The sequence below is a fragment of the Streptomyces sp. NPDC088766 genome (assembly GCF_044750845.1).
Lineage (GTDB): Bacteria > Actinomycetota > Actinomycetes > Streptomycetales > Streptomycetaceae > Streptomyces.
The window spans coordinates 328,029-354,285 of sequence record NZ_JBIVKQ010000002.1 but is presented as its reverse complement, the minus strand read 5'-3'; the positions used below and the strand labels follow the sequence as shown (position 1 = coordinate 354,285).

The following is a 26,257-nucleotide window of genomic DNA, read 5'->3' as shown; positions in this document are numbered from 1 at the left end:
GCAAAGCAGACGGCATATATAAATACTGCTCACGGCCGCACCCGCCCGCCAAGGGCACCAGAACGAGCACCCGAAGCCGCCGTCCCCTACCCACGCCGGCGCCCCGGGTGCCCGGGGCCTCGCCGGAGCGAGCTCCCGCGGCGGCCCCGGCCATCCCCTGGGCCGGGGCCGCCCAGAACCGTCGGACCACCCGTCACGACGACACACACCCGGAAGCGATCACCATGCCTGTGACGACGACGCGCATCAGCCCGGACTGGCCGTGCCAGGTCAAGACCCCCGGCAGCTACGACTGGGAACGCTCCGCCGCCAAGTGGCTGCGCGAGCTGGTACCCGCGCGCTACGCGAGCTACCCCGCGCTGCTGCGCCACCCGGTGCTGCTCGCCCGCCATGCGCAGATCCAGGTCCAGCACGAGATCCGGGTGGCCCGCACCGCGCTCCAGACCGCCCGCGCCGACCTGCCGCGCCTCGGCCTGCCCGAGTCCGTCATCGAACACACGATCAAGCTGTACGCCGCCGAGGCGATGCAGCTCCAGCACATCGCCCGCAGTGTCCGGGCCGTCTCCGACGCGCTCGTGGAGAGCGGCTCCGGACGCTGAACGGCATCTTCCGCTTCCCCGCTCCGCCCGGCATCACCGCTGGCGGGAGCGATATCGGAAGACCGTGCTCGGCCCCCGGCCGGTATGCGATGCTCAAGACGTGACGAGCGAAGCCGCCCGGCCCTCCGAGGCCGGTGCCGTACCCGATCTGGCCGCCCTGGCCAAGGTCGTGGCGCGCCAGCGCGCCGAGCTCGACCGGCTCCAGGAGACGGCCGCGACCTCGGTGGTGCTGGAACGCGCCAAGGGCGCCCTCATGGCCCGCACCGGCTGCTCCCTGGACGCCGCCCACGAGGAGCTTCAGCAGCGGGCCAAGGACGCCCGGCGGACCCTGCTCGAGGAGTGCTGGATCACGCTCGGGGGCCTGGCCCCGTCCGACCGCACGGCCGTGCGGCAGCCCCGGGCCGACGACGTCACCGACCGGCCGCCGTCGCCCGCGCCGCCCGGCGCGGAACCCGACGGCGAGGCCCTGGCCCGTTTCGCCCGGGCGCTGGTCCGGGTCGGCGGACCGCAGGACCTCGCCCGCTGCCTGCTCGACCACCTCCCGTCGGGCATCGGGGCCGAGGCCGTGATGATCTTCACGCGGCTGCCGGTCGGCGGACTCGAACTCATCGGGCACGCGGGCGTGGACGACGTCCTCGCCGAGCAGTGGCGCCGGGTGCCGCCGCTGAGCGGGATCGCCGCGCTGGACGTCCTCGACTCCGGTGAGGCGTGCTGGCTGGAGAACGCGCAGGCGGACCGGTGGCGCTACCGGCTGATCGGGGAACCCGCCGAGCGGTGGCCGACCCGCGCCTGGCTGCCCGTGACCGACGCGGGACGGCCCGCCGACGTCGCCATCGGCGTACTCCGGCGCCGCACGGAGCCGTTCGCCCCCGACGCCCGTCAGCACCTGCTCGCCGCCGCCCGGCTGTGCGCGGGTCCACTGCGGATGTTCGGCATCCGGCAGAACCCCGCGATCGGCGCGGACGCGGACGCGGTGCGGACCGTGTTCGACCGGCTCCCGGGCACCTCGGTACTGCTCACCCCGCTGCGCTCCCCGGCCGGGGACGTCGAGGACTTCCGCATCGACGCCGCCACCGCGGACACCTCGGACACCGTCGGCCGCCGCGGCCGGGAACTGCTCGGTCTGCGCTTTCGGGAGTGCTGGCCGGGGACGGCCGGGGAACCCCTGTGGCAGGGCTGCCTGGACACCCTGGCCTCCGGACGGCCGTACGAGAGCGAGCCGTTCGCCCGGCAGCACGTCGTGGCCGGGGTCGGCGAGCTGGCCACCTACTCGGCGCGGGTGGCGCGGCTGGGCGACGGGCTGGTCCTCAACTGGATCCGGCACGCCCCCTCGGACCGGCAGGAACAGCGCCTCGCGGACGTGCAGCGGCTCGGCAACCTCGGCTGGGCCAACTGGCACCTGGCCACCGACGAGGTGAACTGGTCCTCACAGGTCTTCGCCATCCTCGGCCGCGACCCCGCGCAGGGCGCCGTGCCGCTGGCCCAGCTGCCGAGCCTGGCGCTGCCCGCGGACATGCCCGCGGTGGCCCGCGCCGTCACGGACCTGGTGCTGGAGGGCCTGCCGTGCGACGTGCCGTTCCGGATCGCCACCCGCGACGGGGCACGGCACCTGCGGGTCGTCGCCGAGGCCGTGCCGGACGACCGGGGCACCCCGGTCGAGGTCCACGGTTTCGTCCAGGACATCACCGCACAGCGCAGCGCCGAACTCGCCCTCGTCGCCAGCGAACGGGCCGTCCTCACCCAGCGCGGCGTGCTCCAGGCCGAACGCACGATGGCGGCCCGGCTCCAGGACGCGCTGCTCCCGCTGCCGAAGCAGCCCGTACGGCTCTCGGGACTGCGGGTCGACATCGCGTACCTGCCCGCCCAGTCGGGCCTCAACGTCGGCGGCGACTGGTTCAGCGCCATCGAACTGCCCGACGGCGACGCCCTGTTCGTGGTGGGCGACGTGGCCGGGCACGGCGTCGACGCGGTCGCCGCGATGGCCCTGCTGCGCTTCACCGCCAAGGGCATGGTCATCACCGGCTCGTCGCTGACCGGCGCGCTCGCCCGGCTCAACGCCCTGCTGCTGCACTCCCGCGATCCGCAGGGCACGGCGACCATGGTCCTGGCCCGCTACAACCCCCGCGAACGGCGGCTGGTCTGGGCGCAGGCGGGCCATCCGCCGCCCCTGCTGGTGCGGGACGGCAAGGCCCGCTACCTCGACCGGCCCTTCGGGATGCTGCTCGGCGCGGCCGACACCGCGCGCTACGAGGAGTCCGAGTGCCGCCTCGCGCCCGGCGACCGCCTGGTGCTGTACACCGACGGCCTGGTCGAGCAGCCCTCGGAGTGCATCGACCGCGGCCTGGAGCGGCTGGCCCGCGCCGCCGTGCTGCCGGGCGGGGGCGGCTCGGCCCCGCTGGACCGGCTGCTCGGGGCGCTGCTGGAGCCGGAGCGGCGGGACGACGTGTGCGTGCTGGACATCCAGGTGCCCGGCGAGAACGAACAGCCCTGACGAGCCGGTGCACGGTGGGCGGGGGGACGTCGAGCCTGGACGGTTGGTCATCGCCGGGTGGTGGGGAACCCGACGCGTGCGGTGATCATCGGCAATCGGCGGATCACGGGTCCGACCACCGAAGTGGAAGTGATCGCCGGTCCCGTCGGCGGGATCGGACCGTTGCTGCATGAGCGTCACCGGGCGAGGGCTGTCCCCGACCGCGGAGGCGGGCCGTGGGCGCCGGTGCGAAGCACCGACCGGTGTTCGTCGACCGGCCCTCGGCCACGCTCACCCCTCCTCGTCACGGGGTCCCCCATGCCGTGCCGGCCTGCTGGTTCGGAGTGGACCGCTCCACCCTCACCCGGACCATCGGTGAGGTACGGCCCCTGCGCGCCGAGCGAGGCCGCACCGTCACCACCGACGTGCGGCTGCGCTCTCCGGCCGAGGTCGTCGACCGTCCCGGCGCGAGCGGGACGACCGGCATCGTCGACGGCACCGAGATCCGGGGCGGTCGGCCCGTCCCGGAAACTCTGCGGACACCACCCGCGCCCGCCGGTCGGGGCTGGTCGGGCTTCTGGCCGACGGGCCTGCGGCCGGGAACCCCGCTGATGCCGGCCACCGAGGAGTGGGTGCCCGGACCGGTGGCCGGGCGGTGACACCACCGCACCGCAGGTTCGGGAAGAACGCCCCGGACCGGTACGGGGAACGGACCCGGGTCGATGCGCCGCGTCTCAGCCCCGAGGACTGTCGGCCCCGGCGGCTGCGGGCCGGGAGACCCTCGCGGGGCAGCAGCCGACCGGGCAGCGGTCGTGACTCGCGCCGAGGGAACCGAGGACGCAGCGCTCGGCATCGATGCCGCGTTCGGCGGCGGCCCGCTCCAGCAGGAGGTCACGGACGGCGGCGGCGAAGCGGGGGTCGGCCCCGACGGTGGCGGAGCGGCGCACCGGCAGTCCCAGTTCGGCGGCCTTGGCGGTGGCCTCGGTGTCGAGGTCGTAGAGGATCTCCATGTGGTCCGACACGAAGCCGATCGGGACCATGACCGCCGCCGGCGCACCGGCCCGGTGCAGCTCCTCCAGGTGGTCGCAGATGTCCGGCTCCAGCCACGGGATGTGGGGGGCGCCGCTGCGGGACTGGTAGACGAGCTGCCAGGGGTGCTCGACCCCGGTCTCGTCGCGGACGGCGTCGGCGACGAGACGGGCCACCTCCAGGTGCTGGCGGACGTAGGCGCCGCCGTCGCCGTGCTCGTCCTCGGGCCCCGAGGAGTCGGCCGCGGAGGTGGGGACGGAGTGGGTGGTGAACGCCAGGTGCGCCCCGGCCCTGGCCTCCTCGGGCAGCTCCGCCAGCGACGCGAGGACGCCCTCGGTCATCGGGCGGACGAAGCCCGGGTGGTTGAAGTAGTGGCGCAACTTGTCCACCCGCGGCGGGCGCAGTCCCTCGGACTCCAGGACGGCGATCGCGTCGGCCAGGTTCTCGCGGTACTGGCGGCAGCCGGAGTACGAGGCGTAGGCGCTGGTCACGAAGACCGCGACGCGCCGGTGTCCGGCCTCGGTCATCTCGCGCAGGGTGTCGGTCAGGTACGGGGCCCAGTTGCGGTTGCCCCAGTACACCGGCAGGTCGAGGGCGTGGTCCGCGAAGTCCTTGCGCAGCGCGTCCAGGAGCGCCCGGTTCTGGTCGTTGATGGGGCTCACGCCACCGAAGAGGAAGTAGTGCTGCCCCACCTCCTCGAGACGCTCCGTGGGAATGCCGCGGCCACGGGTCACGTTCTGGAGGAACGGGAGCACGTCGTCGGGTCCTTCGGGACCGCCGAAGGAGAGCAGCAGAAGGGCGTCGTAGGGCGCTGGATCACGCAGATCGGACATGTGACAGGTGCTTTCTGCAGGGTTCTGACGGTCGGGACGGCGCGACGGACGGTGCGCACCGGGGCGGATGCCTGCCGTGGTCAGGGCATCCACCCCGGGGGTGGACGGTGGTCAGCAGAGCGGTTCGGGGCGCTGGACGCCGCCGTCCTGACGCGTCAGGCGCAGCTCACAGGCATCGGCACCGGCGGCGGTGAAGGCCTGCACCGCCGCGGCCGTGTCCGCGGCCCCCAGCGCCGGCGTGCGGGAGAGGAGGAACCCCGCGGAGCGGTCGTCGTTGGTCACCGCTGCCCACGTGTAGTCCGCGGCAAGTCCCACGATCACGTAGTTGGCGTCCTTGCCGTTCAGGAATCCGCCGCCGGGCCGGGGCACGAACGAGACGTTCAGGCGCGTGTTGGAGGCGTCGAGCGGGCGCGCGCCACCGTTCACCGCGCTGGTCGATCCCCACCAGGTGGTGCAGGTGTTGCGGACCCCGACGCTGCCGTCGGCCTGCGGGGTGTACAGGGCCTTCACGTTCTTCTTGCACTGGATCTCGAACAGCTGGGGCACTGCGGCCACCTGATACCAGGCTCCCGCGTACCGCGTCAGGTCGACGGCGTCGACCTGACGGTCCACGGAGGCAGGGGCGGCGGTGGCGGTCGCGGTGGCGGTCGCGGTCAGGGACAGCGCGGAACAGGCGAGGACGACTGCTGCACGGCGAGCAGGACGGCGAACGGGCATGCTTACTCCTCGGTCGAGAACGACGACACGCTGTGTTCGCCGCCGGGAGTCGTTTCGGATTCACCGTTTTCGAGGCAACCCATGCCGGCACGCCCCGCGGCGGCCGCTCGCCCCTTCCCGCATCCGGGCCGACAACCCGTCGGACACCGGCGTTCCGAGGCGAGTCGCAGTGTTCCGTCAGAAGTTCCGAGCGTTCTCGCCGAGGCCGGGCCCGGCACGGTCCCGGCGGCACAGGGCGTGTCAGCCGGTGCGCGACTCCAGGTCGCGGCGGGTGTCGTCGCCGTAGACGCCGCTCTCGTCGCCGCGGATGCCGTACCAGAGCTGGAAGCGGGCCACGGCCTCGGTGAGGACGGTGTCGTAGCGGCCGTCGGTGGCGCCGTCGTCGTAGACGTTCGGGATGCGCCGCAGGCGCTGCTGGAGGTCGGTGACCTCGGGGCCGGTGGCGCCCTCGCGGAGGGTGCCGGGGCCGTCGGGGTCGGCCGGGGGCGCGGTGGTGACGGGCACGGTGGTGACGGGTGTGGCGGCGCCCGGGAGGGTCCGGGCGGCGGTCTCCCGGCCGTCGTCCGGCAGCAGGAGGGCGCAGCCGAACCCGACGAGCGCCGCCGTGAGCACGGCGGCCGCGGCGACGGCGGCCCGGCGCGGTCGGGGGCCGCGGGCGGCGGGCGGCTTCGCGGCCGGCACCGGCGGGAGTTCCTGGGTCCGTTCGTCGGCCGGCAGGGGGACGCTGTCGTAATCCTCGGTGTCCTCGGTGTCCTGGGCGTCCTGGGCGAGCTCGGTGAGCTCGCGGAACAGCTCCGCGAGGGCGTCGGTGTTGCGCGGTCTGAGGACCCGTACGGGTTCCAGGACCGGGCGCTCGTGCGGCCTTCCGGGCTCGTCCGCTGTCGGCACGCTGCTCTCCCTCCGTACCGGGCTCCGTACCGGGTTCCGTACCGGTCTCCCCGCGTTCCCGGGGAGAGATACGGGCGCGGGGTCGGCGGGGTTCAGCCGGCGAGGAAGCCGTGCAGGGAACGGGTCACGGCGACGACGAAGGCGTCCCGTGTCCTGTCGTCCAGAACGTCCAGGGAGAGGTACGGGTTGAGGTCCTCCAGCTCGACCAGCAGCAGCTCGCCGTCCGGGGCGCGGCAGGCGTCGACGCGCTGGATGCCGTGCGGAAGGCCGTTCCAGTCGACGAAGCGGCGGGCGAACTCCAGGTCCCGCGCGGAGGCGTCGTACGGCTCCAGCTGCCAGCGCCGGTCGGGGTGCGGGGCGTACAGGGCGTACTGGAAGTCGTCGTCGACGAAGTAGAAGGAGATCTCGTGGGCGAAGTCGACGCACGGCTGGACGAGGGTGGCGCCGTCGGCGAGGGCCGGCAGGGCGTCGGGGGCGACGATCCGCAGGCCTATGGAGTCGGCGCCCAGCTTGGGCTTGACCACGTAGCGGTCGGACTCGGGCAGCAGGTGCAGGTCCTCGGGGCGGTCGACGGTGGGGATCACCGGGAAACCGGCGGCGCTCAGGTCGAGGAGGTACTGCTTGCCGGCCATGTCGGCGCGGCCCGTGAGCGGGTTGTAGACGCGGGTGCCGGCGCTCAGCGCCCGCTCGCGGAAGGCGTCGTACTCCTCGCGGTGGCCGAGGACGGGGCCGCTGTTGCGGACGACGACGGCGTCGAAGGCGTCCATCAGCGCGGCCGCCTCCAGGGGGTGGCACAGGGCGAGGTCGAAGTGGGCGCGCAGCCGGGAGGTGAGGAAGACGTCCTCGTCGCCGTAACGGCGCCCGCGGGCCTCGTAGGCGAGGTCGGTGACGTAGAGGAGACGGCGGCGGACGGCGGACATGCGGGACTCCTCGGCGGTGCGGGCGGTGCGGGCAGCGTACGTCGGGGGCCTGGGGAGGGTCCGTCCGGGGCCCGGCGGCGGGCGTCCTCGCCGGGGCGGGCCCGGTGCGGGCGGGACGTACGATGACGGGGTCGGGTGTCGGATCGTGTGAACCGGTCCGGGACAGCGTCGTCTCCCCCCGTCGTCTCCGCTGTACGTCTTCGGTACTCCTGAAGGGCTCGCGACTTTCGTGACCACCGCAACACTCCTGGACGGCAAGGCCGCCGCGGCCGACATCAAGAACGAACTCGCCCTGCGCGTGCAGGCGTTGAAGGAGCGCGGCATCACCCCGGGGCTCGGCACGATCCTCGTCGGCGACGATCCGGGCAGCCGCTCCTACGTCGGCGGCAAGCACCGCGACTGCGCCCAGGTCGGCATCGCGTCGATCCGCGTCGAGCTGCCCGCCACCGCCTCGCAGGCCGACGTGGAGGCGGCGGTGCTGCGGCTGAACGCCGACCCGGCGTGCACCGGGTTCATCGTGCAGCTCCCGCTGCCCGCCCACATCGACACGCACGCCGTGCTGGAGCTGATCGACCCGGTGAAGGACGCCGACGGTCTGCACCCGGCCAACCTGGGCCGGCTGGTGCTCGGCATACCGGCGCCGCTGCCCTGCACCCCGCGCGGCATCATCGACCTGCTGCGCCGCAACCACGTGGCCATCACCGGCCAGCAGTTCTGCGTCATCGGCTGCGGGGTGACGGTGGGCCGGCCGCTGGGCCTGATGCTGACCCGCAGCTCCGAGCACGCCACCGTGACCCTGTGCCACGAGGCCACCCAGGACGTCGCCGCGCACGCGCGCGTGGCGGACGTGGTCGTCGCGGCGGCCGGTGTCGCGCACATGGTGACGCCGGACTGGATCAAGCCGGGCGCCACCGTGCTGTCCGTCGGTCTCACCCGCACCGTCGAGGGCATCCTCGGTGACGTCCACCCGGACGTGAGCGGTGTCGCGGGGTCGTTCGCGCCGTCGGTCGGCGGGGTCGGCCCGATGACGCGGGCGATGCTGCTGACCAACGTGGTCGAGGCGGCCGAACGGTTCTGACGGCGCCACCCAGGCGACTGCACTCGGTTCCCCACGGGAGGGAACTGAGTGCCATCGCCGCCGGTCGGGTGTTACGTTCCCTGCCATGAGCTCCAGTGACAGCGCCGAGGCGGCCGGCGCCAAGCCGCCCATGCGGGACGCCCTGGTCGCGGCGGCCTTCCGGCTTTTCCTGGAGCGGGGCTACGAACAGACCACCGTCGACGACATCGTGGCCCTCGCGGGGGTGGGACGGCGGTCGTTCTTCCGCTACTTCCCCTCCAAGGAGGACGTGGTCTTCCCCGACCACGAGCGCTGCCTGGCCGACATGACCGCCTTCCTCGCCGCGAGCGACGAGGGTCACGAGCCGGTGCGCCGGGTGTGCGACGCCGCCCGGCTCGTGCTGCGGATGTACGCCGAGAACCCCTCCTTCTCCGTGCAGCGCTACCGCCTCACCAAACAGGTGCCGGGACTGCGCGCGTACGAGCTGTCGGTGGTGTGGCGCTACGAGCGCGCCCTCGCCGAGTACCTCCGGGGCCGCTTCACCGGCCGGCCCGACGGAAACCTGCGGGCCGACGTGATCGCGGCAGCCGTGGTGGCCGCCCACAACAACGCGCTGCGGTCCTGGCTGCGTTCGGACGGCACGGGCGACGCGAGCACGACGGTGGACCACGCCCTCGGCTACGTGCAGTCCGCGTTCGGCACCCCGCCCGCAGCTCCGGACACCCCGGCCGCCCCGGCGCCGGGGCGGCCGCAGCGCCCCGGCCGCCCCGGGGGCGTCGAGGACCCCGAACGCCCGGAGGACGTGGTCGTCGTCGTGTCGCGGCGCGGAGCCCCCCTGTGGCGGGTGGTGCAGGAGATCGAGACGGCCCTCGGGCGCGGGTAGGGCGGCAGCGACCCCCGCCAGATTGGGGGTACGCAGTACCTTTACGGGTGGCACTGAGTGCCATACCCTGTGGGCGTGCACGGTGGCACGGCGAACCGCGCACGCCCGTGCCCGGGTGCGCCGCGCACGGCGCATTCCGGCCGAAGTGCAGGGAGTTGACCAGCGTGTACCACCACTCAGGAAGCGCCGTTCAGCAGGCGGCGGGCACCTCGGCGAGCCTTCTCGACCGCAAGGCCGCCACGGACACGGACGCGATCCTCTTCCAGCGCTGCACCTGGTGCGGCACCGCCATGTACCACCGGCTGCTGTGCCCGGTGTGCCAGGGCAGCGACCTGCGCACGGAGCGCAGTGAGGGCACCGGTACGGTCCGCCACGCGACGGTGGTGCACCGCAACACCCCGTCCGCGCGCAACGTGTCCCTGGTCGAGATGGCCGAGGGCTTCGTGGTGCGCGGCCGGGTGACGGGCCCGCTCATCGGCATCCACAGCGGCGACCGGGTCCGGCTGTCCACGGCCAAGGACCCGGTGCGGGGCGAGCCGGTCTTCCAGCTGCTCGACGAACCGTACCGGGCCTGGCACTGACCCTTCGCTCCGCCCGCTCGCGGACGGCCCGGTCCTCGCTGGTGCGGCGGCACCTGGCGAAATGGGCCGGCCGGGCCGCCCGCCCCGGCACCTCCCCGGCACCGCCCCGGCGGCCGTGCGCGGCGCCGTCGTCGGCTCCTACCGGGGCGGTGTCACCGTGGAGAACGACGACCCCGAGCCCGAGGCGACCCTGGCCCCGGTCACGGACCGGGTGACCGAGGGCGGAACGCTGACCTGGCGGACCTCCCTGTCCGAGCCGGCGGACGTGGAGTTCTGGCAGCCGGTGCGGGTGCTCGCGGTCGCCGAGGGCGCCGAGCCGTCCACCAAGGACGTCGGCCAAGGACGTCGACCCGCGGTGGCTGATGGACCGGACCGGTGAACTGCCCGACCCGGAACGCCCGTTGTCACAGGCGGGTCTGTGGGTCTGGGTGAACGTCCCGGCCGGGACCACCACCGCCGACTTCACCGTGGTGACGGCGGCGGACCAGGTGGCCGAGCCGGCCGAGTCGGTGCGCCTGGCGCTCACCGACGACGAGGGCGAGCCGCTGCCCGGCCGTCCCGTCCGCACCGGAACGGTGACGGACACGCCATGACCCCCGCGGCCGCGGGGAGGCGACGTAGCCCGCGCGGCCGTGGGCAGGAGGGGGCGGGGCCGGACGGTCCCCGCCCCCTCACCCGTTCAGGGTCACGCGGATCCCGACCGTGCCGTCCGGGCCCCGCCGAAGCCTGCTGCCGAGCAGCGTGAGGCGGCCGACGACGCCGTACTTGCGGGCGAGCAGGGTGCGGTAGCGGGCGGTGGTCCGCGCGTCGCAGATCTCGGCACGGGCCGGGATCTGCTCTCCGGTGGGGTTGCCGCGCACGTCGCAGGGACCGACCATGACGTCGCCGCGGGCCCTGATCCGCTTCACCTTCCAGGAGTCGGCGACCGTCCAGACCCCGAGGGCGTCCCCGTCGCGCACCACCCACACCGGGGTGGCGACCCCGGTCCCGTTCTTCCGGTAACTGGTGATCAGCAGGTACTTCCCTGCTCCGAGCCGGTCGAGCGCCTTGTCGTCCATGCCCGCAGTGTATGCAGGTGCGCCAGTGGTCAGCGCAGTGCGGCGGCCATCCTGCGCACCCCCTCGGTGAGGATGTCGGGCGAGGTCGCGAGGTTCAGCCGTACGTGCCCGGCGCCGCCGGTGCCGAAATCCGGGCCGGGGCTGAGCGCGACCCGGCCCCGCTCGAGGAAGACCCGCGCCGGGTCGTCGCCGAGGCCGAGCGCCCGGCAGTCCAGCCAGGCCAGGTACGTCCCCTCGCCGGGCCGGTACCCGACGCCGGGCAGCTGGTCGGCGAGGAGGGCGGCGAGCAGCCGGCGGTTGTCGTCGAGGCCGGCGAGCAGCGCGTCCAGCCAGGCCGTGCCGTCGCGCAGGGCGGCGGTGTGGGCGAGGACGCCGACATGGCTGGGACCGTGCCCGACCTCCTCCGGCAGCCGTGCCAGATCGGCTTCGGCCGCGGGGCCCGCGACGGCGAGGGCGGCCTTGAGCCCGGCCAGGTTCCACGCCTTCGACGCCGACATCAGCGACAGGCCGCTGTCCGCGCCGGGCACGCTCAGGTACGGCACGAAGTCGACGCCGGCGGCCGTGAGCGGGGCGTGGATCTCGTCGGCGACGACACGGACGCCGTACCGGTCGGCGAGGGCGGCCACGGCGGCGAGTTCGCCGGCGGTGTGGACGGTGCCGGTCGGGTTGTGCGGGCTGCACAGCAGGTGCGCGGCGCGCCCTCCGCCCGCGGCTGCCCGCCGGTAGACCGCTTCCAGGACATCGAGGTCGAGCCGCCCGTCCGCGCCGAGCGGCGCCTCGGCGATCCGGCGGTCCATGTGCTCGACGAACGCGAAGAACGGCGGATACACCGGCGGGTTGACCACGACCGGGTCACCGGGCCCGGTCACGAGCCGGAGCATCTCGACGACGCCCAGCATCACGTCGGGCACGATCGCCGTCCGCTCGACCGCGAGGCCGTGCCGGCCCCACCGTTTCGCGGCGAACGCGGCCAGCGCCTCGGCGTAGCCGCTGCCCGCCGGATAGCCCGTGTCGCCCAGGGTCATCGCGTCGCCGACCGCCCGGACGACCGGCTCGGCGAGCGGGACGTCCATCTCGGCGACCCACAGCGGCAGGACGTCGTCGGGATGGGTGCGCCACTTCATGCTCGTACGGCGTCGGAGGCGGTCGAGGGTGAGGGCGCGCAGCGGATTCGGTTCACCGGACGATTCGTGCGGGATCCTGGTCATGGGCTCACGATAGGGCGCCGCCGTCTGCGGCCGGCAGCGGCGGCGGCGCGAAGCGGCGGACGGGGCCCGCTTCTTCGGCGGCCCGGAGCTGCTGGAGCCGGGCGTGGTGTCCGGCTCGCGCCGGCGGCCGGAGGAGACCGGCGGGGCGGAGCCGGCCGGGGTCGCCGTGTCCGGCGGGGCGGCCCGCGAGCCGTGAGGTGATCGTTTCCGGGCTGAACGCGGCCGGGCCCCGGCACGTAAGGGAGTGAGGGTCCTCGACGACCGGAGGACCCCGCGGTGTCGGTACCGCGCGTTCGCTGTTCCCGGGAGCCAGGCATGAGGCACGTACGACGACGGATCGTCAGGCGAGCGACACGGCTGGCGGCCGTCGGCGGGCTCCTCCTGGGGGGCGCCATGGTCACGCAGGCCGCCATGGCGAGCGAGACGCCCGCCACCACGACCGTGCCGGGCGGCGCGGCGCGGTCCGTCGCGAGCACCGGCGCGGATCTGGTGAAGCGGCTCGGCACCTCACGGACGGCGGGCACCTGGGTCGACTCCGCGGGACGTCCGGTCGTCGCGGTCACCGACGAGGCCACGGCCGCGACGGTCCGCGCGGCGGGCGCCGAGGCGAAGGTGGTCGGGCACAGCATGAACGAGCTGAAGTCGGCCGCGGCGGCGCTGCGTTCGGCTCCCCGGGTGGCCGGCACCGCCTGGGTGATGGACTACAGGTCCAACCAGGTCGTCGTGCGCGGCGACAGCACCGTGTCCGCCTCCGACTGGGGGCGGATGACGGACGTGGCGTCGGGCATCGGCAGTTTCGTCCGCATGGAGCGCACCGAGGGCACCTTCACCACCCGGCTCAACGGCGCCCAGCCCATCCTGTCGACCGGCGGGCGCTGTTCGGCGGGCTTCAACGTGACCAACGGGTCGAACGACTTCATCCTCACCGCCGGACACTGCGGCCCCGCCGGGGCCAGCTGGTTCGCGGACAACCAGGGCACCCGGCAGGTGGGCAGGACGGTCAACTCGACGTTCCCCGGCTCCGACTTCTCGCTCGTGCAGTACGCCGACGGGGAGGCCGGCCCGGGGGCGGACATCGTGGCCATCGGCGACGGCAACGGTGTGCGGATCACGGGCGTCGGCGACGCGGCCGTGGGACAGCGGGTGTTCCGCAGCGGCAGCACAACCGGCCTGCGCGACGGCGAGGTGACCGGCCTCGACGCGACGGTCAACTATCCGGAGGGCACCGTCTCCGGCCTGATCGAGACGACCGTGTGCGCCGAGTCCGGCGACAGCGGCGGGCCGATGTTCTCCGAGGGCATCGCGCTCGGCGTCACCTCGGGCGGCAGCGGTGACTGCACGACGGGCGGTACGACCTTCTTCCAGCCGGTGACGAAGGCGCTGGCGCAGCTCGGGGTGCAGCTGATCGTGGCGGCACCGTCCGACGCCGCGGGGAACGGCGCCTCGCCCGCGCCGTCCGAGGGCGCTCCCGAGCCGTCGTCGTCACCGACGCAGGCGGCGGTGGCCCCGGGCTCGGTCACGCCGGGCTCGACGACGCCGGTGGCGGGCGGCACGGACGCCGTGTCGCTGGCGGCGCGGCTCACCGATCCGCGCAACATCGGGCCGGGCCTGCTGGTGATCGCGGGCAGTCTGGTCGCGCTGGTGGCGACCCGGTACATCCGGGCGGAGCAGGACCGCAAGGCGTACCAGCGGCAGTACTCCGCGAGTTGGGGGTGAGGTGACGCAGGGCACGGTGGCACGGGGTCCGGTGACGTCCCCTCAGTGACGCAGGGCACGGTGACGCGGGACACGGTGACGTGGGGCGCAGTGGCGCGGGACACGGTGACGTGAGGCAGAGTGATGCCGGGCGGCTTCGGTGTCGCCGGACAACGAGAAGGGCACCCGCGAGGGGTGCCCGGACGGATTCGCGGGGGCGGAGCTGCGAGGCGGAAGACCCCGCGGCCGGAGGGCCGTCAGGCCGCCTCGACCGATTGCGGGGCCACGGCGGCCCACTCCAGGACGAGCCGCCGGTACTCCTCGCGCTGCTCGCCCGTCAGTGTCCCGCCCGACCGGAGCCACAGGGCCCTGATCTCCTCGTTGACCTCCGCGGCCGATCGCGCCGAGCGCTCGGAGAGGTGTTCAACAGTGGTGGACATGGTGTGAATCTTACGGTGCCCGGGGTGAAGGCGAGGTGAGTAATACACGAGTTAAACAGACAAAACGGACGTGTCACTGATCACGTCCGTTCTGCCGCGTCCGCTCGCCCGCCGCCGGTCGAGTGCCGGTCAGGTGCCCGGCTTGCGGCCGTACACGAAGACGTCGTCGCCGGTCTTGAGCAGGGACCAGTACTTCTTCGCGGTCGTCTTCGTCATGTTGACGCAGCCGTGCGAACCGGGCGGGTTCCACATGCTGACGCCGACCGAGTGGAAGGCCTGGCCCCCGTCGAAGAACTGGCTGTACGGCATCGGCACGTTGTAGATGCTCGACACGTGGTCGATGTTGCGCCAGTAGATCTTCTTCAGGCCGGTACGGGTCTCGTAGCCGTCGCGTCCGGTGCGGACCGGGACCGGCCCGTAGACGAGGCGGCTGCCGTCCTGGATCCAGCTGATCTGGAGGGTGAGGTTCACACAGGCGATGCGGCCCTTGTTGGTCGGGCACTTGCCCGCCTTGTTGGGCTTGGTGCCCACCGCCTTCTGCTTGTTCATGAGATCCATCACACCCCAGGTGACGGGTCCCGCGTAGCCGATGTTCGGCGTGATGCCGTGCTTGTTCTGGAAGGCCTGGACGGCCTTGCAGTCGGCCGACGACTGCTTCCCGTCGACCGGCCGGCCGAGGAACTTCTCGACCTGCTTCTGGTACGGCCCGGCCTGCGTGGTGCAGCTCGCGGCCTGTGCGGGCGCCGCGCCCAGCGCGAGCGTCAGCGGCGCGATCAGCCCCGTGACCCCGAGCGCGACGGCACCTCGTCTGCGTATGTCCCCCATGACTGCCACTGCCTCTCCCTGGCCCGATTCCGGCGACTCCACCCACTAGACCCGTTCGCCGACGCTTCGGTTGTGGTGCGGCCCGTTCTGTGACGAAACGGTGAACTTCCCCGCGGTCCACTTCCTCGTGAGTGGACCGGGCGCGGTGGCCGGCTCCCTGCCCGGGTCACCGCATGGACCGCATCCTCGCAGACGGCCTCGCCCGGCTTCCCGAGCTCCTCCGGTCCGCCCGTGACTTCGCCGCCCGTGACTTCGCCGCCCGTGAGGTGAGCGGTCTCGCCGGGCGCCCGGCTGACGGGGCGCCCGGCCGGGGGCCGCTGCCGGCCACTGGCGTACGACGGCGGAGGACTGCGGAGGACGGCGAGCGGGTGCTCGCGGCGCTCGCCGCCGCACTGGCCGGCCGACCCCGGCCGGTCCCGCCCGACCGCGGCTGATCCCGGCCGACCCCGGCCGATCCCGGCTGCGGGCCGGGAAGCGCGGGCTCGGGCCGGGAAGCGCGGGCTCGGGCCGGGAAGGGCGGGCCGGCGTCCCGGCCGGGGCCGGGTCACCCGTGGGACCGGTTCACCGGTAGCCCGTCGTGTCCGCCGGCCTGCCCGCGTCCTGGACCTCGACGAGATAGCGCCAGGCGTCGGGGCGGCTGCCGTCGAGGTCGGTGAAGCCGTACTCGGCGGCGAGTGAGCCGCTGGACAGCGACTGCCCGTTGCGGCGGGCGACGTCGGGGTCGGCGGCGAGGGCGGCGACGGCGCGGCCGACGTAGCGGGGTGTCTCGGAGATGGCGAAGTGCGGGACCGTCTCGAGGGCGTCGCGCCAGTTGTCCTCGCGCACCCCGAACTGGTCGAGCATGATCTCGGAGCGCATCCAGCCGGGGGTGAGCGCGAGGGCGGTGGCGCCGCGCGGGCCGAGTTCGTGGGCGAGGGCGAAGGCCATCCGCAGGACGGAGGCCTTGGCCAGGTCGTAGAAGAAGTTCACGCGGTAGGTGTCGCGGTTGTACTCGGCGGTGCCGTCGGTGAGCTCGACGACCAGGCCGCCCGGCCGGCGCAGCAGGAGCGGCAGGGCGTGGTGGCTGGTGATCGCGTGGGTCTCGACGGCGAGCCGCAGCAGCCGCAGGCCGTCGTCGAGGTCGTGCTCCCAGACGGGGGTGTCCCAGGCGAAGAGGTTCTCGCCGCCCCAGATGTCGTTGACGAGGAGGTCGAGGCGGTCCTGCTCGGCGGCGATCCGGTCGACGAGCGCGCGGACCTGGGCGGGTTCGAGGTGGTCGGTGGGTACGGCGATGCCGTGGCCGCCCGCCTCGGTGACCAGGTCGGCGGTGTCCTCGATCGTCTCGGGGCGGTCGTACTCGGAGCGGCGGGCGCGGGTGGAGCGGCCGGTGACGTAGACGGTGGCGCCGGCCGCCCCCAGTTCCACGGCGATGCCCCGCCCCGCTCCCCGGGTCGCCCCGGCGACCAGGGCGACCCTGCCTTCCAGCGGACCGGACATGTGCGACCTCCTGTGGGTGTCTGCGTCGACGACGTCATCGCCGTCGATCGAGGATCACGTGGAAGCCGGACATCTTCTGTCGCCTTTTGCGGCGGGGTCGCCCGGTCGGCCGAGGACGGGGGCCGGGCGGGCCGGTCAGTGGCCCCGTGCGATCCATTCCTGGAGGTGGGGGGCCTCCGCGCCGATGGTGGTCGGGTCGCCGTGGCCGGTGAGGACCTTCGTCTCGGGCGGGAGGGTCAGGAGGCGGTCGCGGATGGAGTCGATGATGGTCGGGAAGTGGGAGTAGGAGCGGCCGGTGGCGCCGGGGCCGCCCTGGAAGAGGGTGTCGCCGGTGAAGAGGACGCCGAGCCCCGGCTCGTACAGGCAGACCGCGCCGGGGGCGTGGCCGGGCGTGTGCAGCACGGTGAGGTCGGCGCCGGCGGCCTCGATGACCTGGCCGTCGACCAGGTGGGCGTCGGGCTCGCGGTCGGGGTGGGTCATCCGCCACAGCGGGAGGTCGTCGGGGTGCAGCCAGACGGTGGCGCCGGTCGCGTCGGCGAGGGCGGGCGCGGCGTCGATGTGGTCGTTGTGGGCGTGGGTGCACACGATGGCGGTCAGCCGGCGGTCGCCGAGGGCGGCGAGGACTGCGTCGGCGTCGTGGGCGGCGTCGATGACGACGGCCTCGTGGTCGTCGCCGACGATCCAGACGTTGTTGTCGACGTCCCAGGTGCCGCCGTCGAGGCTGAAGCTGCCGGAGGTGACGACGCGTTCGATGCGGGTGGCCATCACAGCACCACCACCGAGCGCAGCACGTCGCCGTGGTGCATCCGCTCGAAGGCCTGTTCCACCTCGTCGAGTCCGATGGTCTCGGTGACGAACGCGCCGAGGTCCAGGCGGCCTTGCTGGTGCAGGTCGATCAGCATGGGGAAGTCGCGGGAGGGCAGGCAGTCGCCGTACCAGGACGACTTGAGCGCGCCGCCGCGTCCGAAGACGTCCAGCAGCGGCAGTTCCAGCTTCATCTCCGGGGTGGGCACGCCCACCAGCACGACGGTGCCGGCGAGGTCGCGGGCGTAGAACGCCTGCCGGTACGTCTCCGGGCGGCCGACCGCCTCGATCACCACGTCGGCGCCGAAGCCGCCGGTCAGCTCGCGGATCGCCTCGACCGGGTCCGTCTCCTTGGAGTTGACGGTGTGGGTGGCGCCCATCGTGCGGGCGGTGGCCAGTTTGCGGTCGTCGATGTCGACGGCGATGATCTTCGCCGCGCCCGCCAGGTTCGCCCCGGCGACCGCCGCGTCGCCGACCCCGCCGCAGCCGATGACGGCGACGGTGTCGCCACGGCCGACGTTGCCGGTGTTGATCGCCGCGCCGATGCCGGCCATCACGCCGCAGCCCAGCAGTCCGGCCACCGCGGGCGAGACGGACGGGTCGACCTTGGTGCACTGGCCGGCGGCGACCAGCGTCTTCTCCGCGAAGGCGCCGATGCCCAGCGCCGGGGACAGCTCCTGCCCGGTCGCGGCGAGGGTCATCCTCTGGGTCGCGTTGTGGGTGTCGAAGCAGTACCAGGGGCGTCCGCGCAGACAGGCCCGGCACTGGCCGCACACGGCCCGCCAGTTCAGGATAACGAAGTCGCCGGGGGCCACGTCGGTGACGCCCGCGCCGACCGCCTCCACGACGCCGGCCGCCTCGTGGCCCAGCAGGAAGGGGAAGTCGTCGTTGATGCCGCCCTGCTTGTAGTGCAGGTCGGTGTGGCACACCCCGCAGGCCTGGATCTGCACCACGGCTTCCCCGGGTCCGGGGTCGGGTACGAGAATCGTCTCCACCCGCACCGCTTCGTTCTTCCCCGGTGCGATCACTGCGCGCACTTCCTGCGCCATGGTGCTGTTCCTTTCGTCGGCGGCCGACCGTCCGCCTCCGACCCTACGCGTGACTGATCGGTAGGCGACACACATCGAGCCAGGTCACCGGCCGGAAGGCCGTTCCCGGGGCCGGTCGCGCGGGGCGCGACGTAGCCTGAACGCCGCAACCCGACCGGCATCGAGGAGTCTCGTGAGCATCGCAGAGACGGCCGCCGTCCAGCCCCCGTGGCGGCTGCTGCTCCACTACGTCAGACCGCACCGCTGGACGCTGCTGGCGGGGGCGCTGCTCTCGCTGGTCACCGGAGCGACCGGACTGCTGCTGCCGCTGGTGGCCAAGGGGTTGATCGACGACCTGTCCCACGACCGGGCGATCACCGGCGCGTTGGTGCTGCTGTCGGTCCTCGTCGTCGCCAACGCGGCGGTGGGAGCGCTGGGTTCGTACGTGCTGCGGCGCACGGCCGAGTCGGTGGTGCTGAGCGCGCGGCGGGCGCTGTCGTCGTACCTGCTGCGGCTGCGGATCGCGGCGGTGGACCGCAGCGAGCCCGGTGACCTGATGGCCCGCATCACCTCGGACACGACCCTGCTGCGGGAGGTCACCACCGACTCGCTGGTCGGCCTCGGCACCGGCGGGCTCACGCTCGTCGGGACGGTGGTGCTGATGGGAGTGGTGGACCCGGTGCTGCTCGGGGTGACCCTCTCGGTGATCCTGGTCGCCGGGACGGTCATCGGGGTGATCGTGCCGCGCATCAACCGGGCCAGCCGCCGGGCGCAGGACGCGGTCGGGGTGATGGGCGCCTCGCTGGAGCGGGTGCTGGGCGCGCTGCGCACGGTGAAGGCGGCGGGTGCCGAGGACCGTGAGGAGAAGGCGCTGCACGCGGCGGCACAGGACTCGTGGCGGCAGAGCGTGTCGGCCGCGAAGTGGTCGGCGGCCGCGGGCAACACGGCCGGTCTGGCGATGCAGAGCGCATTCATCACGGTGCTGGCGGTGGGCGGGGCGCGGGTGGCCACGGGCGCGATCGACATCGCGACGCTGGTGGCGTTCCTGCTGTACGTCTTCTACCTGATGTCGCCGATCCAGCAGGTGATCGGCGCCGTCGTGCAGTACCAGGCGGGCTCGGCGGCGCTCGGCCGCATCCAGGAGACGCTGCTGCTGCCCGCCGAGCCGGCGTCCCGTCCCGCGCCCCTGCCCTCGCCGACGGCCGAACCGGCCTCGCTGGCCTTCACCGACGTCCGCTTCCGGTACGCCGACGATCTGCCGTACGTCCACCACGGGGTGACGTTCGACGTGCCGGCGCGCGGCATGACCGCGTTCGTCGGCCCGTCCGGCGCCGGCAAGACGACGGTGTTCTCGCTGATCGAGCGGTTCTACGACCCCGACTCCGGGGCGATCACCCTCGACGGCCGTGCGCTGCCGGACTGGGATCTGGGGGCGCTGCGCGCGGCCATCGGCTACGTCGAGCAGGACGCCCCGGTGCTGTCGGGGACGCTGCGCGACAACCTGCTGCTGGGAAACGCGGAGGCCGACGAGGACACCGTGCGGCGGGTGCTGAAGACGACCCGCCTCGACACGCTGGTCGGCGGTCTGCCGGACGGGCTCGACACGCTGGTCGGGCACCGCGGGACCAAGCTGTCCGGCGGTGAGCGCCAGCGGGTGGCGATCGCCCGCGCCCTGCTGCGCAGCCCGCGGCTGCTGCTGCTGGACGAGGCGACCTCCCAGCTGGACGCGGTGAACGAGGCGGCCCTGCGCGACACCGTCGCGGACGTGGCCCGCACGACCACCGTCCTCGTGGTGGCCCACCGGCTGTCGACGGTGACGTCGGCCGACCGGATCGTGGTCATGGAGGCCGGGCGGGTGCGGGCGGTGGGCACCCACCGTGAGCTGGTGGCCGCCGACCCGCTCTACGCCGAGCTGGCGGCGACGCAGTTCCTGGCGACGGCGGGCTGAACGCCGGTGGGGGCCGCCCGGACGCGGGGCGGCCCCCACCGGGGCACCGGGAACACGCGGCAGCTGTCAGGCCTGGACGGCCGGCAGGAGCCCGGTGACGGGGGCGACGAGGTCGGTGACCTGGTGCAGTTCGTTCAGTTGCCGGAGCTGGTTCACCTTGTTCAGCTCGTTCAGCCGGCCCGAGACCGGTGGCAGTTCGCCCCGCTGCGCGGCGGGGACCTGTGCCTCGGCGAGCGAGTCCAGCGCGCTGAGCGGGTTCAGCTTGCCCGTGGACGGGGCTTCGGTGGCGCTCGCCAGGGGTGCGGCGAGGCCGGTGACCCCGGCGGCGAGAGCGGCGACGGCGAGGATGCGACGAGTGGAGATCATGTCTGGAGCAACGCGCGGGGCGGCCCCGCGGACACGGGTGCCGGGCGGCGCTCACCCGACGGACGCAACGGCGGGTCTGCGCTTGCCGAGCGCGGTGCGGCGGAGGAGTCTCGAAGGGTGAGGGCCCGCCGGGCCGTCCCCCGCGGTCCGTGGTCCTCGAAGGAGGTCACCATGGGCACCGCGACAGGTTCCGCCTTCGACTCCGAGACCCTGCGCAGAGGTATAGAAGGCAAGACGCCGGCGACACTGCTGTCGCTCTACGCGGACGACGCGGAGATCCGCGTCGTGGACCGCAACAGCCAGCCCAGCCACCCGGCGGTCCTGCACGGCCGCGACGAGATCGCCGGGATGCTCGAGGACGTGTACAGCCGGGACATGACGCACCGGCTGGAGGACTGCGTGGTACAGGGCGACCGCGCCGCCTTCAGCGAGTCGTGCGAGTACGCGGACGGCGTCCGCGTCCTGTCCGAGTCGATGATCACCCTGCGCGACGGCAAGATCGTCGGGCAGACGATGATCCAGGCGTGGGACGAGTAGGCAGAGGACGCCGGCCGCGGACGAGACCGGGGGCGGCGTGAGGGGGTTACGTGAGGGGGTCAGGTGAGGAGGCCGGCCCGGCGGCCGGTGCGGCAGTGCGGACCGGCCGTCAGCGGGTCCCCTCCGGGTTTCCTTGCGGGCTCCGTTCCGCGGGCCGCAGGATGCCCAGCAGCTGCCGCACCAGTTCGTCCACCACCTCGTCGAGGGTGGCGTCCACCCAGCCCGCGCTCCAGTCGTGCAGGAGGCCGTTGACGCTGCCGATGAAGGCCGTCGCGGCGAGGCGGTAGTCGCGGGGGGCGGCCTCGCCCCGGCCGGCGGCGGCGTCGGCCTCGGCGCAGATGAGCTCGACCCAGCGGGCGCGCCGCGCGAGGCGCTGTTCCTCCATGCGCGGACTGACGCCGACGATCTCGACGAAGGTGATGCGGATGCGGCGCGGGTCGGCTGTGACGCTGCCGGCGTAGGCGCGGAAGAACGCGGCGACCCGCTCCGCGAGCGGCAGGTCGCGGGCGGCGGCGAAGGCGGCCACGACCGCTTCCTCCGCCCAGTCGTTGACCTGGAGGTGCAGCGCGGCCAGGACGTCCTCGAGGGTGCGGAACTCCTCGTAGAACTGCCGCGTCGACAGGCCGGCCGCCTCGCTGAGCGCCGCGACCGTGGTGCTCCGGTAACCGGGGGTGTCGCCGAACAGCCGCAGCGCCGCGTCCAGGAATCTGCGCCGCCGCTCGGCCTGCCGCTCCGCGGCGGACTTGCCGGCGTATCGGCCGGTCGGCGCCCTCAGCCTGCCCGCCACGGTTCCTCCCTCGTCGTTGCGTCTCCCGATTTTGTCGTGCACGTGGTCTTGTGGCGAAGGGCACCCCTTCCTTACTTTCCAGTAAGTCAACTTTGAACGCTTCCGTGTTCAGATTCGGGACCTCCCTGCACAGCTGCCCGCACGTGCCCCCACCCCAGAGGAGAGAGCAGCCATGGCTGCCTTCAGAACCAGGCACCTTTGCTCCGTAGCCGCCGCCCTCGTCCTGACCGTCACCGCCCCCACCGCCGTCGCCACCGCCGCGACCTCCGCCACCGACGCCGCCGCGCTGCGCCAGGTGCTGCTGGTCGCCAACAACTGGGACGGCACCGCGGACGTCATCAAGTCCACCGGGGACTACGCGAAGATCGGCCGGATCAACGTCATTCCCGACAAGGACCAGCGGATGGCGGAGATCAACGCCGACCCGATCCGGTGGATCGCCTTCATGACGATCCGCAACAGCGTCGGCGAGGGTCACGACCAGTTCGTCGACGACATGTACTCCACCCCGGACGGCGCCTCCGTGGTGGTCTCCCGGCCCAGCTTCGCCGACGTCGTCTCGATCGACGTGGCGACGGGAGCCGTCAACTGGCGCTTCCCGGTGTCGGGTTACCGGGCCGACCACATGGCCGTCTCCCCCGACGGCAAGCGGGTCGCGGTCTCCGCGTCGACGTCGAACACCGTCCACGTGCTCGACATCGACACCGGGAAGCAGCTCGGTTCGTACTCCACGGGCGACAAGCCGCACGAGAACATCTTCACCAAGGACGGCAAGTACATCTGGACCATGTCGATCGGCGACGTGACCACCGCCCTCGACGCGCCCTGGCTGGACTGGACCAAGGGCGACCGGCGCATCACCGTCGTCGACGCGACGACGTACCGGCCGGTGAAGACGATCGACATGCGGCAGCGGCTGGACGCGATCGGACTCTCGGACCACTCGGACGCCGTGCGCCCGGCCGCGTTCTCGCCGGACGAGTCCAAGCTGTACTTCCAGGTCTCGTTCTTCAACGGGTTCTTCGAGTACGACGTCGCCACGGACCGGATCACCCGGACCAAGACGCTGCCGGAGAACCCCGCCACGAACGACGACCGCACCACGTTCGTCAACGACTCCCGGCACCACGGGCTGTCGATGCGGCCGGACGGCAGCAAGCTGTGCGTGGCGGGCACGATGGACGACTACGCGACCGTCGTCGACCGCGCCACCCTCCAGGAGGGCCCGCTGGTCCCCGTCTCCAAGCCGTACTGGGCGACGGTCGGCGGCGACGGCAAGGACTGCGTCGTCTCCGAGAGCGGGGCCGACCAGGTCACGGCGATCGACTTCGCCACCGGCCGCAAGGTCGTCTCGGTGCCGGTGGGCGACCACCCGCAGCGGGTGCGGCTCGGCCACGTCGCGGCCGACTGGACGTCTCCGGCGGGCTGAGCCGGGACGGCCGCCCGTGCGCCGGGGCCGGACGGGCCCGGCGCACGGGCGGGCCCGTCACCCGCCGATCCGCTGCGCCGCCCAGGCGGCCAGCTCACCGCGGGCCGCGGCCAGCAGGGCCGGGGCCGGGGCGGTGGCGCCGTTGGTCACCAGGGCGTAGTGCACGGTGCCCGAGTCGGTGTCGGTGAGCAGCAGTCGCCGGCTTCCGGTGCCGCCCGGCTCGGCGGCGACACCGACCGGGGTGGTGCCGCTGTACGCCGGTGGGGCGTGGGCGGTGCCGAGGTCGGAGACCACGGTCGTCGACCCGGTCGGGAACGAGGCGGGCAGGTGCAGCTCGGTCGGCGCCGAGCCGCTGCCGGAGCGCCACACGAGCAGCCCGTACTGCCCGGAGCCCACGAGCTGCGCCACGCCGGGCAGCGAACTCGGCACCGGGTTCCAGGTGAGGGTGGTCGAGCCGTCGCGGGAGCGGTCCTCGTAGGTGAAGGCCAGGGTGGTGCCGGAGGTGGCGCTGGGGTAGATCCGGTCGAGCAGCCGCGCGTCCTGACGGAGCGTCGCCCTGCCGCCGTCGTCGAGACGTACGGCGGAGAGGTCCTCGTCGTTCCAGGCGTCGCCGGTGGTGAGCACCTTGTCGGGGTTGCCGTTCATCGGCTCGTGATGGCGGCCGTGGTAGATGTCCCACTGCCACTGGTTGCCGGAGAGGACCGGTCCGGAGCCGGCCGGGTTCGTCCACCAGGCCGCACCCTTCACCCGCGAGTCGAGGGCCTGGTACATGGCCTTGAGGACGGTCGGCGCCTTGTCGGAGACCGTGCCGGCGAGGGGATGGCCGAACTCGCTGACCACGGCGGTCGTCCCGGCCGCCGCCGCCCGGTCGCGGACGGCGGTGAAGTCGGTGACGTACTGCCCGTCGGCCGCCTTGCCCCACATCAGGATCGCGGAGATGGCCTTCTGGTCGTAGAAGTGGGTGTTGAAGACGTAGCGGGAGCCGAGGGTGCCCGCGTCGAGGAGGCCGCCCTCCTGTTTCTGGGAGGCGATGTTGGCGTTCCAGAACATGTTCGGCTCGACGAGGGCGGGCTTGTCCTGCCAGCCGGCCGCGTCCATCCGGGCCCGGAACCTCACGTAGAAGGGCCACAGCAGATCGCGTTCCCAGGTGCGGCTGCCCTGGCCGGAGTCGTAGGTGCCGGCATAGGGCTCGTTGTAGGGGTCGAAGCCGACGACGCCGGCGAACTCCTCGGCGCTCAGGTGCTGCCGGACGTACGTCATGGTCTGCTGGGCGGTGGCGAGGAAGGCGTCCTGGAGGCCGTGGGCGTTGTGCCAGAAGTCGTGCTGGGCGGCCTTCACCGCGCCGTTCTGGGTGATGTTCTGGCCCCAGAACAGGCAGATCCCGCAGGACTCGTCGGGGTAGTCGCCGAGTTCCACCGCCCACCGGGGGGCGCCGTCGCCCGTGTACCAGCTGTCGGGGTCGAAGAGGTGACGGGAGTGGAGGTCCTGGTGGAAGTCGGGGTAGACGCGGATGCCGGCGTCGAGGAAGGCGCGCAGCTGGTCGGTGGCGGCGGCCAGGTAGGCGGTGTCGACCTGGCCGCGCACCGGCTCGGCGTAGGCCCAGGAGAGCAGGAAGCGCACGGAGTTGCCGCCGCCGAGGGCGCGCAGGGCGGCCGCCGACTTCTTCGCGTCGGCGACCGAGGCGAAGGGCAGGCCAGCGTTCTCGGCGAGCTTGGTCTCGCCGGAGACGTTGTAGCCGCGCAGCACGACCTCGCGGCCGGTGCCGTCCACGAAGCGGCCGCCGGACACGGTGAGCGCGGTGCCGTCGAAGGGGAGGGAGTCGGGGAGGGGGGCGGCGGTGGCGGCCGGGGTGCCCGCCGCCGTCAGGAATCCGCAGAGTCCGCAGAGGACGACCAGAACAGCGAGCAGACGTGCCCGAACATTCGGCATGTCCACTACAGTCCGGCCCTTTCCGGACACCGTCAATACCTTCTGACCCAGGAGTAAGTTGATTGCCCGTCACCACTGCTCGCGCCTCGACGGTGATGCCGCGCCGGCGTTCCGGTGCGAGGGTGTCGGTGGGTGTGCCGACGGCGTCGACGCCGCCGGGTTCGCCGGTGGCGGGGCGGCAGCGGGGTCGCGCCGACGGCGACGACGGGGGCGGTCCGCCCCTCGCGCGCCGCGCGTCGGCCGCTCGCGTCAGCGGGGCGGCAGCCGGTGCAGGACGACGTCCGTCAGCCGCCCCGCGTCCACGGCGGCCGTCAGGCAGGTGTGGTGCGGTTGGCGCCGGCGGTCGGTCGGGGAACCCGGGTTGAGCAGGCGCAGCCCGCCGGGGGCGGTGGTGTCCCACGGGATGTGGCTGTGGCCGAAGACCAGGACGTCGACGTCGGGGAAGCGGGCGGCACAGCGGGCCTCCCGGCCACGGGCGGGGCCGGTCTCGTGGACCACCGCGAGGCGCAGCCCGCCGAGGTCGGCGTACGCGGTCCCGGGGAGGCGGGCGCGCAGTTCGGGGCCGTCGTTGTTGCCGTACACGCCGATCAGGCGGCGGCTGCGGCGCTCCAGCAGGTCCAGGGTGGCCGTGTCGACCCAGTCCCCGGCGTGCACGACGACGTCGGCCTCCGCGAGCGCGTCCAGCAGCGGCGCGGGGAGCACCTTGGCACGCCGGGGGAGGTGGGTGTCGGACATCAGCAGCAGGCGCAC

28 protein-coding genes are annotated in these 26,257 nt (G+C 73.4%); 13 read left to right on the top strand and 15 right to left on the bottom strand.

What is annotated here, in order from left to right; all coding sequences use genetic code 11:
- The first annotated feature begins 224 nt into the window (after positions 1-224).
- From ACIP5W_RS04425 to ACIP5W_RS04415, 3 genes are all read left to right on the top strand, one after another.
- A complete protein-coding gene (locus ACIP5W_RS04425) occupies positions 225-599 on the top strand; it encodes a hypothetical protein (RefSeq protein ID WP_401466545.1) in 375 nt (124 codons plus the stop codon).
- A 100-nt stretch (positions 600-699) separates the two neighbouring features.
- The gene (locus ACIP5W_RS04420; protein WP_401466542.1) at positions 700-3,090 is read left to right on the top strand and encodes a SpoIIE family protein phosphatase; all 2,391 of its coding nucleotides are present in this window, start codon (positions 700-702) and stop codon (positions 3,088-3,090) included.
- Between the two features lie 215 nt (positions 3,091-3,305).
- Positions 3,306-3,728: a transposase family protein gene (locus ACIP5W_RS04415; RefSeq protein ID WP_401466539.1), complete on the top strand. Its 423-nt coding sequence runs from the start codon at positions 3,306-3,308 to the stop codon at positions 3,726-3,728.
- A gap of 75 nt (positions 3,729-3,803) precedes the next feature.
- On the opposite strand, the gene ACIP5W_RS04410 is transcribed toward ACIP5W_RS04415, so the two are convergent.
- From ACIP5W_RS04410 to ACIP5W_RS04395, 4 genes are all read right to left on the bottom strand, one after another.
- Positions 3,804-4,931 carry a ferrochelatase gene (locus ACIP5W_RS04410; protein ID WP_401466537.1) on the bottom strand — a complete coding sequence of 376 codons (1,128 nt, stop codon included), beginning with the start codon at positions 4,929-4,931 and terminating at the stop codon, positions 3,804-3,806.
- A gap of 111 nt (positions 4,932-5,042) precedes the next feature.
- Entirely contained in the window at positions 5,043-5,648 is a 606-nt protein-coding gene (locus ACIP5W_RS04405; protein ID WP_401466534.1) for a lipocalin family protein, read from the bottom strand.
- A 240-nt stretch (positions 5,649-5,888) separates the two neighbouring features.
- On the bottom strand, positions 5,889-6,536 hold the full coding sequence (locus ACIP5W_RS04400; RefSeq protein WP_401466531.1) for a peptidoglycan-binding protein: 648 nt from the start codon (positions 6,534-6,536) through the stop codon (positions 5,889-5,891).
- Between the two features lie 92 nt (positions 6,537-6,628).
- Positions 6,629-7,456, bottom strand: a complete 828-nt coding sequence (locus ACIP5W_RS04395) for a hypothetical protein (RefSeq protein ID WP_401466528.1) — start codon at positions 7,454-7,456, stop codon at positions 6,629-6,631.
- 229 nt (positions 7,457-7,685) lie between these two features.
- On the opposite strand from ACIP5W_RS04395, the gene ACIP5W_RS04390 reads away from it, so the two are divergent.
- From ACIP5W_RS04390 to ACIP5W_RS04370, 5 genes are all read left to right on the top strand, one after another.
- Positions 7,686-8,534 carry a bifunctional methylenetetrahydrofolate dehydrogenase/methenyltetrahydrofolate cyclohydrolase gene (locus ACIP5W_RS04390; protein ID WP_401466525.1) on the top strand — a complete coding sequence of 283 codons (849 nt, stop codon included), beginning with the start codon at positions 7,686-7,688 and terminating at the stop codon, positions 8,532-8,534.
- 130 nt (positions 8,535-8,664) lie between these two features.
- On the top strand, positions 8,665-9,396 hold the full coding sequence (locus ACIP5W_RS04385; RefSeq protein WP_401466972.1) for a TetR family transcriptional regulator: 732 nt from the start codon (positions 8,665-8,667) through the stop codon (positions 9,394-9,396).
- Positions 9,397-9,560: 164 nt separating this feature from the next.
- A complete protein-coding gene (locus ACIP5W_RS04380; RefSeq protein ID WP_366056475.1) occupies positions 9,561-9,977 on the top strand; it encodes a zinc ribbon domain-containing protein in 417 nt (138 codons plus the stop codon).
- Between the two features lie 61 nt (positions 9,978-10,038).
- The gene (locus tag ACIP5W_RS04375; RefSeq protein WP_401466521.1) at positions 10,039-10,356 is read left to right on the top strand and encodes a hypothetical protein; all 318 of its coding nucleotides are present in this window, start codon (positions 10,039-10,041) and stop codon (positions 10,354-10,356) included.
- Positions 10,340-10,570, top strand: a complete 231-nt coding sequence (locus ACIP5W_RS04370; protein ID WP_401466518.1) for a hypothetical protein — start codon at positions 10,340-10,342, stop codon at positions 10,568-10,570. Before ACIP5W_RS04375 ends, ACIP5W_RS04370 begins: the two co-directional genes overlap by 17 nt.
- Before the next feature lie 78 nt (positions 10,571-10,648).
- On the opposite strand, the gene ACIP5W_RS04365 is transcribed toward ACIP5W_RS04370, so the two are convergent.
- On the bottom strand, positions 10,649-11,035 hold the full coding sequence (locus ACIP5W_RS04365) for a PPOX class F420-dependent oxidoreductase (RefSeq protein WP_401466515.1): 387 nt from the start codon (positions 11,033-11,035) through the stop codon (positions 10,649-10,651).
- A gap of 29 nt (positions 11,036-11,064) precedes the next feature.
- Positions 11,065-12,243 (bottom strand): MalY/PatB family protein, encoded by a 1,179-nt coding sequence (locus ACIP5W_RS04360; RefSeq protein ID WP_401466512.1) that lies wholly within the window; start codon positions 12,241-12,243, stop codon positions 11,065-11,067.
- 315 nt (positions 12,244-12,558) lie between these two features.
- Between ACIP5W_RS04360 and ACIP5W_RS04355 the strand changes: the two genes are divergently transcribed.
- Entirely contained in the window at positions 12,559-13,959 is a 1,401-nt protein-coding gene (locus tag ACIP5W_RS04355) for a S1 family peptidase (protein WP_401466509.1), read from the top strand.
- Between the two features lie 236 nt (positions 13,960-14,195).
- Here ACIP5W_RS04355 and ACIP5W_RS04350 read toward each other — a convergent pair whose 3' ends face one another.
- On the bottom strand, positions 14,196-14,378 hold the full coding sequence (locus ACIP5W_RS04350; RefSeq protein ID WP_401466506.1) for a hypothetical protein: 183 nt from the start codon (positions 14,376-14,378) through the stop codon (positions 14,196-14,198).
- A 129-nt stretch (positions 14,379-14,507) separates the two neighbouring features.
- The gene (locus tag ACIP5W_RS04345; RefSeq protein WP_401466969.1) at positions 14,508-15,203 is read right to left on the bottom strand and encodes a L,D-transpeptidase family protein; all 696 of its coding nucleotides are present in this window, start codon (positions 15,201-15,203) and stop codon (positions 14,508-14,510) included.
- A gap of 173 nt (positions 15,204-15,376) precedes the next feature.
- On the opposite strand from ACIP5W_RS04345, the gene ACIP5W_RS04340 reads away from it, so the two are divergent.
- Complete coding sequence (locus ACIP5W_RS04340; RefSeq protein WP_401466503.1) at positions 15,377-15,637, top strand: hypothetical protein; 261 nt, start codon at positions 15,377-15,379, stop codon at positions 15,635-15,637.
- A gap of 127 nt (positions 15,638-15,764) precedes the next feature.
- On the opposite strand, the gene ACIP5W_RS04335 is transcribed toward ACIP5W_RS04340, so the two are convergent.
- The 3 genes from ACIP5W_RS04335 to ACIP5W_RS04325 all read right to left on the bottom strand — a co-directional run bounded on the left by ACIP5W_RS04335 (position 15,765) and on the right by ACIP5W_RS04325 (position 18,532).
- Positions 15,765-16,679 (bottom strand): SDR family oxidoreductase, encoded by a 915-nt coding sequence (locus tag ACIP5W_RS04335; RefSeq protein ID WP_401466501.1) that lies wholly within the window; start codon positions 16,677-16,679, stop codon positions 15,765-15,767.
- A gap of 135 nt (positions 16,680-16,814) precedes the next feature.
- Positions 16,815-17,444 (bottom strand): MBL fold metallo-hydrolase, encoded by a 630-nt coding sequence (locus ACIP5W_RS04330; RefSeq protein ID WP_401466498.1) that lies wholly within the window; start codon positions 17,442-17,444, stop codon positions 16,815-16,817.
- On the bottom strand, positions 17,444-18,532 hold the full coding sequence (locus ACIP5W_RS04325) for an S-(hydroxymethyl)mycothiol dehydrogenase (protein WP_401466495.1): 1,089 nt from the start codon (positions 18,530-18,532) through the stop codon (positions 17,444-17,446). Before ACIP5W_RS04325 ends, ACIP5W_RS04330 begins: the two co-directional genes overlap by 1 nt.
- A 172-nt stretch (positions 18,533-18,704) precedes the next feature.
- Between ACIP5W_RS04325 and ACIP5W_RS04320 the strand changes: the two genes are divergently transcribed.
- Positions 18,705-20,459: an ABC transporter ATP-binding protein gene (locus tag ACIP5W_RS04320; RefSeq protein ID WP_401466492.1), complete on the top strand. Its 1,755-nt coding sequence runs from the start codon at positions 18,705-18,707 to the stop codon at positions 20,457-20,459.
- A 66-nt stretch (positions 20,460-20,525) separates the two neighbouring features.
- On the opposite strand, the gene ACIP5W_RS04315 is transcribed toward ACIP5W_RS04320, so the two are convergent.
- Positions 20,526-20,825 (bottom strand): hypothetical protein, encoded by a 300-nt coding sequence (locus ACIP5W_RS04315; protein ID WP_401466489.1) that lies wholly within the window; start codon positions 20,823-20,825, stop codon positions 20,526-20,528.
- A gap of 171 nt (positions 20,826-20,996) precedes the next feature.
- Between ACIP5W_RS04315 and ACIP5W_RS04310 the strand changes: the two genes are divergently transcribed.
- Positions 20,997-21,362, top strand: coding sequence for a nuclear transport factor 2 family protein (locus ACIP5W_RS04310; RefSeq protein WP_401466486.1), 366 nt, complete (start codon positions 20,997-20,999; stop codon positions 21,360-21,362).
- A gap of 109 nt (positions 21,363-21,471) precedes the next feature.
- Here ACIP5W_RS04310 and ACIP5W_RS04305 read toward each other — a convergent pair whose 3' ends face one another.
- Positions 21,472-22,149 (bottom strand): TetR/AcrR family transcriptional regulator, encoded by a 678-nt coding sequence (locus ACIP5W_RS04305; protein WP_401466483.1) that lies wholly within the window; start codon positions 22,147-22,149, stop codon positions 21,472-21,474.
- A gap of 172 nt (positions 22,150-22,321) precedes the next feature.
- Here ACIP5W_RS04305 and ACIP5W_RS04300 point away from each other — a divergent pair, with 172 nt between their 5' ends.
- Positions 22,322-23,578, top strand: coding sequence for a YncE family protein (locus tag ACIP5W_RS04300; RefSeq protein WP_401466480.1), 1,257 nt, complete (start codon positions 22,322-22,324; stop codon positions 23,576-23,578).
- Between the two features lie 57 nt (positions 23,579-23,635).
- Here ACIP5W_RS04300 and ACIP5W_RS04295 read toward each other — a convergent pair whose 3' ends face one another.
- Complete coding sequence (locus ACIP5W_RS04295) at positions 23,636-25,507, bottom strand: cellulase family glycosylhydrolase (RefSeq protein WP_401466477.1); 1,872 nt, start codon at positions 25,505-25,507, stop codon at positions 23,636-23,638.
- Positions 25,508-25,756: 249 nt separating this feature from the next.
- Positions 25,757-26,257, bottom strand: coding sequence for a metallophosphoesterase family protein (locus ACIP5W_RS04290; RefSeq protein WP_401466474.1), 501 nt, complete (start codon positions 26,255-26,257; stop codon positions 25,757-25,759).